This is a genomic window from Pseudoalteromonas sp. C2R02, from assembly GCF_018860845.1.
Lineage (GTDB): Bacteria > Pseudomonadota > Gammaproteobacteria > Enterobacterales > Alteromonadaceae > Pseudoalteromonas.
In genome coordinates this window covers 25,125-34,437 of sequence record NZ_JAHKQC010000006.1, presented here as the reverse complement: position 1 = coordinate 34,437, position 9,313 = coordinate 25,125, and the positions used below count along the sequence as shown (strand labels likewise).

Here is a 9,313-nt window from a genome sequence, read left to right as displayed (position 1 = left end):
TGGCTTTAGAAATTCGGTTACAGAACCCTGCATTTTTATCCTCTCTTAACTCTTAACTTTACTTCGAGTAAAGTTCGACGATTAGCTGTTCATTTATTTCTGCAGACAGATCAGAACGCTCAGGTAGACGTTTAAATACGCCTTCAAGTGCTTTATTGTCTACTTCAACCCAAGTTGGTTTTTCACGTTGTGAAGCCAACTCTAGAGCAGCGATGATACGAGATTGTTTTTTCGACTTCTCACGAATTACTACAGTGTCTTCTGCAGTGATACGGAATGAAGGAATGTTAACAACACGACCATTAACCATAATCGCTTTGTGAGATACAAGTTGACGTGCTTCAGCGCGCGTACTTGCAAAACCCATGCGATATACAACATTATCAAGACGTTGCTCAAGAAGTTGTAACAAGTTTTCACCTGTATTACCCTTGATACGTGCAGCATCTTTGTAGTAGTTACGGAATTGCTTTTCTAATACACCGTACATACGACGTACTTTTTGCTTTTCACGTAATTGTAAACCGTAATCAGATAGACGACCCTTACGAGCGCCATGCTGACCAGGTGCAGTCTCTAATTTACACTTAGAGTCGATAGCTCTAACGCCGCTCTTAAGGAACAGGTCAGTACCTTCACGACGGCTTAGCTTGAGCGTTGGGCCCAAATATCTTGCCATGTTCTTTCTCCTAACCTATTGTTATACGCGACGTTTCTTCGGTGGACGACAACCATTGTGTGGTATCGGCGTCACGTCAGTAATGTTTGTAATTCTAAAACCAGCAGCATTTAATGCACGAACAGCAGACTCACGGCCTGGACCTGGACCTTTAATAAATACTTCAAGGTTTTTCAAACCGTATTCTTTAGCGGCATTACCTGCACGCTCAGCAGCAACCTGTGCAGCGAATGGCGTAGATTTACGTGAACCACGGAAACCTGAACCACCTGCAGTTGCCCAAGATAAAGCATTACCTTGACGATCTGAAATAGTTACAATAGTGTTGTTGAAAGAAGCATGAACATGAGCCATACCATCTGCAACTTGTTTTTTTACCTTCTTACGACGAACTGGTGCTTTAGCCATAATCTATATCCCCTTATCGCTTGATAGGCTTACGTGGACCCTTACGAGTACGCGCGTTAGTCTTAGTTCTTTGACCACGTAGTGGTAAAGAGCGACGGTGACGAAGACCACGATAACAACCAAGGTCCATAAGACGTTTGATATTTAAAGTAACTTCACGGCGAAGATCACCTTCAACGGTGTACTTACCAACTTCTTCACGAAGTTGATCAAGTGTTTCTTCATTTAGTTCACTGATCTTTGTAGATTCAGCAATTCCTGTCGCAGCTAAAATTGATTTAGCGCGAGTTGTACCAACACCATAAATGGCAGTAATAGCTACTACTGCGTGCTTATGATCAGGGACGTTAATGCCAGCAATACGGGCCACTAACACATCTCCTAATTATGGATTTGATTATCAATTTGTTGGAAAGCCCGTTAGGATACCCAACTAATGATCAAATCATCTAAAAAAACAGACCAAGCTAAAATAGCTCAGTCTGCACGATTTCTTAATTAACCTTGCCTTTGCTTATGCTTAGGCTCTATGCAAATTACACGTACAACACCGGCACGTTTAATAACTTTACAATTACGGCAAATCTTTTTAACGGATGCACGTACTTTCATGAGTCATCTCCGTAGCTATCTAAAAGTGCCTATCGGCCATAACCTTTTAGATTTGCTTTTTTAAGTACAGAATCATACTGATGAGACATCAGATGTGTTTGTACTTGTGCCATAAAGTCCATGATCACTACTACGATAATCAATATTGATGTACCGCCAAAGTAGAATGGAGTTTTCCACGCCATTGTCATAAACTCGGGCACCAGACAGATAAAGGTAATATATAGAGCGCCTGCTAATGTCAAACGCGTCATTACTTTATCAATGTATTTTGATGTCTGCTCACCTGGACGAATACCAGGGATAAAAGCCCCTGACTTCTTCAAGTTGTCTGCTGTTTCACGAGGGTTAAAAACCAACGCCGTATAGAAAAAGCAAAAGAATATGATCGCTGCTGCTAATACCATCGCATATAACGGCTGTCCTGGAGACAACGCTAAAGAAATAGTTTGAAGCACATCAGCAAGAACACCTTCGCCTTGTCCGAACCAGCTGGCGATTGTACCAGGGAACAGAATAATACTACTAGCAAAGATTGGTGGAATAACACCTGCCATATTAACTTTCAATGGTAAATGTGTACTCTGCGCTGCAAAAACCTGACGGCCTTGTTGACGCTTAGCGTAATTAACGACGATACGACGTTGACCACGTTCAAAGAACACTACAATGTAAGTAACAGCAAATACGATAACCCCAATGCCTAGTAACATTAGAACATTCAAATCACCTTGGCGCGCCATTTCGACTGTCTCACCAATCGCAGACGGCAAGTTAGCTACAATACCAACAAATATAAGAACTGAGATACCGTTACCGATTCCGCGTTCTGTAATTTGTTCGCCCAACCACATTAGGAACATAGTACCAGTTACTAAACTGATAACAGCAGTAAAGTAAAACCCTATACCAGGATTTAACACTAAGTCAGCCATCATGTTTGGTAACGCAGTTGATATTCCTACTGCTTGGAATGTAGCAAGCACAAGCGTAGCATAACGTGTGTACTGACTAATTTTCTTACGCCCTTGCTCACCTTCTTTCTTTAGCTCTATCATCGCAGGATGTATGTGCGTTAATAGTTGCATAATAATTGAAGCTGAGATGTAAGGCATAATACCTAAAGCCAGAACAGAAGCTCGCTCAAGAGCTCCACCACTGAACATGTTCATCATGCCAGCAATGGAGTCCTTTTGTTGCGCGAAGAATTCGGCAAGTACAGCGGCGTTAACCCCAGGGATTGGCACAAAGGAACCTAAACGGTAAATAATGATTGCGCCGAGTATAAATAATAAACGACGTTTCAATTCCGATAGTCCGCCTTGCGCACTTGATGTATCTTGACCTGGTTTAGCCATGGAGTACTTTCCTTATTATTCTTCTATCTTGCCTCCGGCAGCTTCAATCGCTTCGCGAGCACCCTTAGATGCTCTTAGACCTTTTACAGTCACTGGGCGTGAAACTTCACCAGATTTAACTATTTTTACGAACAAAACGTTCTTTTTAACCAGACCTGCAGCTTGTAGCGTGCTAAGTTCTACGATATCACCTTCAACTTTAGTGATTTCGAAAAGGTTTACTTCAGCAGATACTAGTGATTTGCGTGAAGTGAAACCGAACTTAGGAAGACGACGTTGCATAGGCATTTGACCGCCTTCAAAACCAACGCGTACTTTACCACCTGAGCGAGACTTTTGACCTTTGTGACCACGGCCACCAGTCTTACCAATACCAGAACCGATACCACGGCCTTGGCGTTTTCTGTCTTTATTCGCACCAGCAGCAGGTGAAAGTGTATTCAATAACATGAACTAGCCCTCAACCTTAACCATATAAGAAACTTGATTAATCATACCACGAACACAAGCTGTATCTTCTAGCTCTACAGTGTGATTGATACGACGTAAACCAAGTCCACGTAATGTCGCTTTATGTTTAGGTAAACGACCAATTGAACTTTTAACCTGTGTAACTTTAACAGTTTTATTAGCCATGGTTCTACCCTACAATTTGAGCAACAGTAAGACCACGCTTAGCTGCAATAGACTCTGGAGAATTCATGTTCTCTAAAGCTTTTACAGTAGCGCGAACTACGTTGATTGGGTTAGTTGAACCGTAACATTTAGAAAGAACGTTCTGAACGCCCACTACTTCTAAAACTGCACGCATTGCACCACCAGCGATAATACCAGTACCTTCTGAAGCAGGCTTCATGAATACTTGAGAACCAGAGTGACGGCCCTTTATTGCGTGTTGTAATGTGTTACCGTTAAGTTCAACGTTGATCATGTTACGACGTGCTTTTTCCATTGCTTTTTGAATTGCAGCTGGAACTTCACGTGCTTTACCGTAACCAAAACCTACTTTACCTGCGCCATCACCAACTACAGTTAGTGCTGTGAAGCTAAAGATACGACCACCTTTAACTACTTTAGACACACGGTTTACAGCAACTAGCTTTTCAGCGAATTCTGTTTGTTTTGCTTCTACGTTAGCCATTGTCTACTCCTAGAATTGCAAACCGGCTTCACGCGCGGCATCAGCCAACGCCTTCACACGGCCGTGATATTTAAAGCCACTACGATCAAAGGCAATCTTAGTAATGTTCTTGTCAGCTGCACGTTGTGCAACTGCAGTACCAACAGCTTCAGCTGCTGTCGCATTACTAGTACCTTTAACTGCTTCGCCAATCACTTTTTCAACAGTAGAAGCAGCAGCCAAAACGATACCCTCAGCAGTAACTACTTGAGCGTACATGTGCTTTGACGTGCGGTGGATAACAAGACGTGTAACGCCTTGTTCAATATAATTTCTACGTGTGCGTTTAGCACGACGTAAACGAGCTGTTTTCTTATCCATCGTCCTACCCTACTTCTTCTTGGCTTCTTTACGACGCACATTTTCGTCAGCGTAACGTACACCTTTACCTTTATAAGGCTCTGGTTTACGGTATGCACGAATGTTAGCTGATACTTGACCTACTAACTGTTTATCTGCGCCTTTAACAAGCAATTCAGTTTGGCTTGGTGCTTCAATCGTAATTCCTTCTGGAATTGCGAAATTCACTGGATGAGAGAAGCCAAGAGTTAAGTTTAATACTTTACCCTTAACTGCTGCACGATAACCAACACCAATTAATTGAAGTTTCTTTTCGTAACCAGTAGTTACACCAACAATCATGTTGTTGATGTTAGCACGAGCAGTACCTGCTTGTGCCCAACCGTTAGCTACGCCTTCATTAGGCTGAGTTGTAATAACATTATCGTTTAAAGCAACATCAACAGCAACGTTGATTGAACGAGATAACTCACCGTTCTTACCTTTAACTTTGATGTCCTGGCCATTTAATGTAACTTCTACACCGGCTGGAACATTTATGGGTGCTTTAGCAACACGTGACATAATATTCTCCGATTAAGCTACAAAGCCAATGATTTCACCACCGATACCAGCACTACGTGCAGTACGGTCAGTCATCAAGCCTTGAGATGTTGATACGATTGCGATGCCTAGTCCGCCCATTACCTGAGGTAAATCTCCACGCTTCTTATAGATGCGTAGACCTGGACGACTAACACGCTTAATTGTTTCGATAACAGCTTTGCCTTCGAAATACTTAAGTTCAACTGTAAGTTCAGCTTTTAATTCGCTGCTTACAGAAAATTCAGTGATGAAACCTTCATCTTTAAGTACTTTAGCTACTGCTACTTTAAGCTTTGAAGTAGGCATCGTTACAGATACTTTCTTCGCAGTTTGACCGTTACGAATACGTGTGAACATATCCGAAATAGGATCTTGCAAGCTCATAGTCTTACTCCCGTGATTCTATTACCAGCTAGCCTTTTTAAGGCCAGGAATTTCACCGCGCATAGCAGCTTCGCGTGTTTTGATACGGCTCATGCCGAACTTGCGAAGGAAACCATGTGGGCGGCCCGTAATGTTACAACGATTACGTTGACGTGAAGGGCTAGAATCACGCGGTAAAGCTTGAAGCTTTAATACTGCATCCCAGCGATCTTCTTCAGATGTTTCAACACCTGAGATGATTGCTTTAAGTGCTGCGCGTTTTTCTGCGAACTGTGCTACTAATTTCGCGCGTTTATCTTCGCGCGCTTTCATAGAATTCTTTGCCATAACCCTACCCTTATTTCTTGAATGGGAAGCCGAAGGCTTCTAACAAGGCGTGACCTTCTTCATTATTCGCTGCAGAAGTCGTGATAGTGATATCCATACCGCGTACACGGTCTACTTTATCAAAATCGATTTCTGGGAATATGATTTGCTCACGAACACCCATGCTGTAGTTACCACGTCCATCAAAAGACTTAGCACTAACACCACGGAAATCACGAATACGTGGAATTGCGATTGTTACCAAACGCTCAAAGAAATCCCACATACGCTCGCCGCGTAGAGTTACTTTACAACCAATCGGATAGCCTTCACGAACTTTAAAACCAGCAACAGATTTGCGAGCTTTAGTTGTTAAAACTTTCTGACCAGATATGGCTTCTAGATCTTTAATAGCATGTTCTAGAATTTTCTTATCTGTAAGGGCTTCGCCCACACCCATATTTAGGGTAATTTTCTCTATTCGAGGGACTTGCATAACAGAGCTGAAACCAAACTTCTTTTGAAGTTCTGTTACAACTGTGTCTTTATATAACTCATGCAGTTTCGCCATCGTCTACTCCAACTAACTAATTAAATAGTTTTTCCAGTAGATTTGAAGATACGTAATTTCTTACCGTCTTCAATCTTGAAACCAACACGATCCGCTTTACCAGTTTCCTGGTTGAAGATCGCAACGTTTGATGCGTCTAAAGATGCTTCTTTCTCAACAATACCGCCAGCTTGGTTCAACTGTGGAACCGGCTTTTGGTGCTTCTTGATAAGATTGATACCTTCGACAAATACTCGACCTGATTCAGTTACAACTGAAAGCACTTTTCCACGCTTTCCTTTGTCTTTACCGGCTAGTACAACTACTTCGTCATCACGACGGATTTTTGCTGCCATGATAAACTCCTATAGTACTTCTGGTGCTAATGAAACGATTTTCATGAACTTTTCGTTACGTAGTTCACGCGTTACTGGGCCAAAGATACGAGTACCAATTGGCTGATTGTTTGCATTAAGCATAACAGCAGCGTTATTATCGAAACGGATAGTAGAACCATCGTTACGACGAACACCTTTTGCTGTACGAACTACAACAGCGTTTAATACATCACCTTTCTTCACTTTACCGCGAGGATTTGCTTCTTTAACAGAAACTTTGATGATGTCGCCAATCATAGCGTAACGACGGTGTGAACCGCCTAATACTTTAATACACTGCACTTTGCGAGCGCCGCTGTTATCAGCAACTTCCAGCTGAGTTTGCATTTGGATCATTTTATATGCTCCTGTGTAATTATTAATCGGCCTTAATTTCGCAAAAAATTAAGACATAATGTTTAAACCTCATTCAGTTATTCGTTAAGACATTCCTGAATGGCGCGCAATTGTATCAGCAAATGTAGTAGTGCGATAGGTTATTTTTTAATTAATTTAAAATAAATGTTCAAAAAGCAAACAATGAGAAGTTTAGATATATAGACGTCTTGAACAGTTTTCAACCTTTCATTCCGTCTATATAATAAGCAGGAAATATTATCCAAATAGTTTTTTCAGTTTATCTTTCACTTTATTTTTTAGTTCGTCTTTACTTGCACTACTTACATCAAGCTTTATTTTTACATCATGCAAAGGTCCTTTTATTTTAACTGGTACTTTAAACCCTGTAGCATCACTTGTTGTTCCTTGACCCTCAATACTACTTACTAAACCTGTTGTAACTTTGTAATCAATATTTGTTTTTGGTAAATCTAGTTCACCTTTACCTGTAATTCTAATTAACGGACTAAATAGCTTAAAGTCATTATTCCTGCCAACGCCATTTTTAAATTTAAAGGTGCCACTGAGTTCAGCAAAATCTGTTTGCTGCGACTTATCAAAACCCTTATCTAAACCTGCATTAGTAAAGTCACCCTTTAACATCGCTTTTGCTGAACGTACCATAGCTGCAATATTAGCGCCCTGTATTGCGCCATTTTCAAAACCAAATCCTAACCCACCATTTAAGCTATCTATAAATTGTTTTTGATTAACGCCCTTAGTATTTAACTGCCAATTTATTGAGCCTGTACCATCTAACTTATCAAACTTAATCACATCTCTTAGTAGCGGCCCAGCTTGTATATCAGTTAAGGAAAAGTTTGTTGCTACTGTATAAGGTGTTTTTTTAGCATTTATAAAAATCTTGCCTTTTCCTTTGCCTTTATATGCATTGAACTCATCCATTACTATCTCAGCCTCTCCTTTTTCAAGTTTAAAAGAGAATGCATTTCGTCCAAGTGTTATATCTCTAAGCTGTAACCCAGTAGATTTGACCTTAATATCTGCATCAATGGTTTTTAAAGCTGATAAATCAATTTGCGTTTCATCCCAAATAATCGGCTCAGGTTTTTTTTCAGACTTATCTTTAGATTCTTGCTTACTCTCTATTGGTAAATAAGGGTTCAGGTTAAGCATGCCTAAATCAATATGTGCAGATACCTTAAGGCGTTTGTCTAAATCAATTGCACTTTGGCCTTTTATATCCAACTCATCTAGTTTGGCATTTAAGTTTGATAACGAAAGCTTATTGTCTTTAAATAGTACCCCGCCTGAAAATGCAAATTCATTAAATGCCGTTTCTCCCGCATTTAATTCTATATTTTGCCACTTTACGATTTCTTTAACTGATTTGCCTTTTAGTTCAAGTTCACCCTTTATAACACTGTTAGCGTCTTCAATATTACCTTTAAAATTTAAGACAAATAAACTTGAGCTTAACTTAGTTTCTAATATGAAGTTTTCTGAGGAGATAGCTTTTATAGGTGTTGATATACTTGTATCAAGCTTTATTCTTTGTGCCATATAAGTCACAGCCCCTTTAATATTTAAAGGCTGGTGTAATGAAGGTAATTCAATCGTCAGTTTAAAATCATTAACGATATGCTTTACATCAGTTGTTGCATCTAGATATGTTAATTTACCGCCATAAATTGCAACCTCACCTAGTTTAATATCAAAGTCACTGGGAATATTATTCTGCTGATTTGGTAATTGAGCATCATTTTTCGTTTTTTGTGTCTCTGAATCTGATTGTGAAAACAAATCCCAATTAACTCTCCCTGCTTTATTTTTCTCTAATAAAATATTAGGTTCCATGATCACAAACTTTTCTAATTTTAGCTCTCCTGATAATAAAGATAACCAAGGAATATTAATCGCTAGTTGTTTCATTGATATCATATTTTTTTGCGAGCCTGAATCCATATTAGAAAAGTAGACGTCATTCATCTCTAATTTTAACGCGGGGAATAGTGATAAGGTTTTATCACCTGATATAGATAACTTCCGGTTTGTAGCTTGCTCTACTTTATCTGATACTTGCGCAAATACAGTATCTACAGGTAGTATCAAAGGGACTATGATTATTATCGCAACCATAAGCCCTACCAATACAGCTAAAACCTTTAATAATATTTTCATGTTATTCCCTTTAAATTTTTAATTCCGATTTAT

At 39.9% G+C, this 9,313-nt stretch carries 16 protein-coding genes; all 16 read right to left on the bottom strand.

Annotated features, from left to right (window positions below):
* Positions 1-58: 58 nt before the first annotated feature.
* Positions 59-679, bottom strand: a complete 621-nt coding sequence (rpsD, locus tag KO527_RS00720; RefSeq protein ID WP_059364677.1) for a 30S ribosomal protein S4 — start codon at positions 677-679, stop codon at positions 59-61.
* A 21-nt stretch (positions 680-700) separates the two neighbouring features.
* Positions 701-1,087 carry a 30S ribosomal protein S11 gene (rpsK, locus tag KO527_RS00715; protein WP_059364684.1) on the bottom strand — a complete coding sequence of 129 codons (387 nt, stop codon included), beginning with the start codon at positions 1,085-1,087 and terminating at the stop codon, positions 701-703.
* Positions 1,088-1,100: 13 nt separating this feature from the next.
* Entirely contained in the window at positions 1,101-1,457 is a 357-nt protein-coding gene (gene rpsM, locus KO527_RS00710) for a 30S ribosomal protein S13 (RefSeq protein ID WP_059364687.1), read from the bottom strand.
* A 128-nt stretch (positions 1,458-1,585) separates the two neighbouring features.
* Positions 1,586-1,699 carry a 50S ribosomal protein L36 gene (gene rpmJ, locus KO527_RS00705; RefSeq protein WP_059364690.1) on the bottom strand — a complete coding sequence of 38 codons (114 nt, stop codon included), beginning with the start codon at positions 1,697-1,699 and terminating at the stop codon, positions 1,586-1,588.
* A 29-nt stretch (positions 1,700-1,728) separates the two neighbouring features.
* The gene (gene secY, locus KO527_RS00700) at positions 1,729-3,057 is read right to left on the bottom strand and encodes a preprotein translocase subunit SecY (protein ID WP_042153486.1); all 1,329 of its coding nucleotides are present in this window, start codon (positions 3,055-3,057) and stop codon (positions 1,729-1,731) included.
* A 15-nt stretch (positions 3,058-3,072) separates the two neighbouring features.
* Positions 3,073-3,507: a 50S ribosomal protein L15 gene (rplO, locus tag KO527_RS00695; RefSeq protein ID WP_042153483.1), complete on the bottom strand. Its 435-nt coding sequence runs from the start codon at positions 3,505-3,507 to the stop codon at positions 3,073-3,075.
* 3 nt (positions 3,508-3,510) lie between these two features.
* The gene (gene rpmD / locus KO527_RS00690; RefSeq protein WP_016710201.1) at positions 3,511-3,693 is read right to left on the bottom strand and encodes a 50S ribosomal protein L30; all 183 of its coding nucleotides are present in this window, start codon (positions 3,691-3,693) and stop codon (positions 3,511-3,513) included.
* A 4-nt stretch (positions 3,694-3,697) separates the two neighbouring features.
* Complete coding sequence (rpsE, locus tag KO527_RS00685; protein ID WP_042153477.1) at positions 3,698-4,198, bottom strand: 30S ribosomal protein S5; 501 nt, start codon at positions 4,196-4,198, stop codon at positions 3,698-3,700.
* A gap of 9 nt (positions 4,199-4,207) precedes the next feature.
* Positions 4,208-4,558 (bottom strand): 50S ribosomal protein L18, encoded by a 351-nt coding sequence (rplR, locus tag KO527_RS00680; protein WP_042153473.1) that lies wholly within the window; start codon positions 4,556-4,558, stop codon positions 4,208-4,210.
* A 9-nt stretch (positions 4,559-4,567) separates the two neighbouring features.
* Positions 4,568-5,101, bottom strand: a complete 534-nt coding sequence (rplF, locus tag KO527_RS00675) for a 50S ribosomal protein L6 (protein WP_216038495.1) — start codon at positions 5,099-5,101, stop codon at positions 4,568-4,570.
* A 12-nt stretch (positions 5,102-5,113) separates the two neighbouring features.
* Positions 5,114-5,506 carry a 30S ribosomal protein S8 gene (gene rpsH, locus KO527_RS00670; protein WP_042153466.1) on the bottom strand — a complete coding sequence of 131 codons (393 nt, stop codon included), beginning with the start codon at positions 5,504-5,506 and terminating at the stop codon, positions 5,114-5,116.
* 21 nt (positions 5,507-5,527) lie between these two features.
* Positions 5,528-5,833: a 30S ribosomal protein S14 gene (gene rpsN / locus KO527_RS00665; RefSeq protein ID WP_216038494.1), complete on the bottom strand. Its 306-nt coding sequence runs from the start codon at positions 5,831-5,833 to the stop codon at positions 5,528-5,530.
* Between the two features lie 10 nt (positions 5,834-5,843).
* Positions 5,844-6,383, bottom strand: coding sequence for a 50S ribosomal protein L5 (rplE, locus tag KO527_RS00660; RefSeq protein ID WP_042153461.1), 540 nt, complete (start codon positions 6,381-6,383; stop codon positions 5,844-5,846).
* Between the two features lie 20 nt (positions 6,384-6,403).
* Positions 6,404-6,718, bottom strand: coding sequence for a 50S ribosomal protein L24 (gene rplX, locus KO527_RS00655; protein WP_042153457.1), 315 nt, complete (start codon positions 6,716-6,718; stop codon positions 6,404-6,406).
* A gap of 9 nt (positions 6,719-6,727) precedes the next feature.
* Positions 6,728-7,096 carry a 50S ribosomal protein L14 gene (gene rplN, locus KO527_RS00650; RefSeq protein WP_042153454.1) on the bottom strand — a complete coding sequence of 123 codons (369 nt, stop codon included), beginning with the start codon at positions 7,094-7,096 and terminating at the stop codon, positions 6,728-6,730.
* 258 nt (positions 7,097-7,354) lie between these two features.
* A complete protein-coding gene (locus KO527_RS00645) occupies positions 7,355-9,280 on the bottom strand; it encodes an AsmA family protein (RefSeq protein ID WP_216038493.1) in 1,926 nt (641 codons plus the stop codon).
* Positions 9,281-9,313: the final 33 nt, after the last annotated feature.

Coding starts and splice junctions, on each gene's coding strand:
- rpsN (WP_216038494.1), bottom strand. CDS start 5,833: ATGGCAAAGAATTCTATGAAAGCGCGCGAAGATAAACGCGCGAAATTA.
- KO527_RS00645 (WP_216038493.1), bottom strand. CDS start 9,280: ATGAAAATATTATTAAAGGTTTTAGCTGTATTGGTAGGGCTTATGGTT.
- rpmD (WP_016710201.1), bottom strand. CDS start 3,693: ATGGCTAATAAAACTGTTAAAGTTACACAGGTTAAAAGTTCAATTGGT.
- rpsE (WP_042153477.1), bottom strand. CDS start 4,198: ATGGCTAACGTAGAAGCAAAACAAACAGAATTCGCTGAAAAGCTAGTT.
- rplN (WP_042153454.1), bottom strand. CDS start 7,096: ATGATCCAAATGCAAACTCAGCTGGAAGTTGCTGATAACAGCGGCGCT.
- rpsH (WP_042153466.1), bottom strand. CDS start 5,506: ATGAGCTTGCAAGATCCTATTTCGGATATGTTCACACGTATTCGTAAC.
- secY (WP_042153486.1), bottom strand. CDS start 3,057: ATGGCTAAACCAGGTCAAGATACATCAAGTGCGCAAGGCGGACTATCG.
- rpsD (WP_059364677.1), bottom strand. CDS start 679: ATGGCAAGATATTTGGGCCCAACGCTCAAGCTAAGCCGTCGTGAAGGT.
- rpsK (WP_059364684.1), bottom strand. CDS start 1,087: ATGGCTAAAGCACCAGTTCGTCGTAAGAAGGTAAAAAAACAAGTTGCA.
- rplR (WP_042153473.1), bottom strand. CDS start 4,558: ATGGATAAGAAAACAGCTCGTTTACGTCGTGCTAAACGCACACGTAGA.
- rplF (WP_216038495.1), bottom strand. CDS start 5,101: ATGTCACGTGTTGCTAAAGCACCCATAAATGTTCCAGCCGGTGTAGAA.
- rplX (WP_042153457.1), bottom strand. CDS start 6,718: ATGGCAGCAAAAATCCGTCGTGATGACGAAGTAGTTGTACTAGCCGGT.
- rplO (WP_042153483.1), bottom strand. CDS start 3,507: ATGTTATTGAATACACTTTCACCTGCTGCTGGTGCGAATAAAGACAGA.
- rplE (WP_042153461.1), bottom strand. CDS start 6,383: ATGGCGAAACTGCATGAGTTATATAAAGACACAGTTGTAACAGAACTT.
- rpmJ (WP_059364690.1), bottom strand. CDS start 1,699: ATGAAAGTACGTGCATCCGTTAAAAAGATTTGCCGTAATTGTAAAGTT.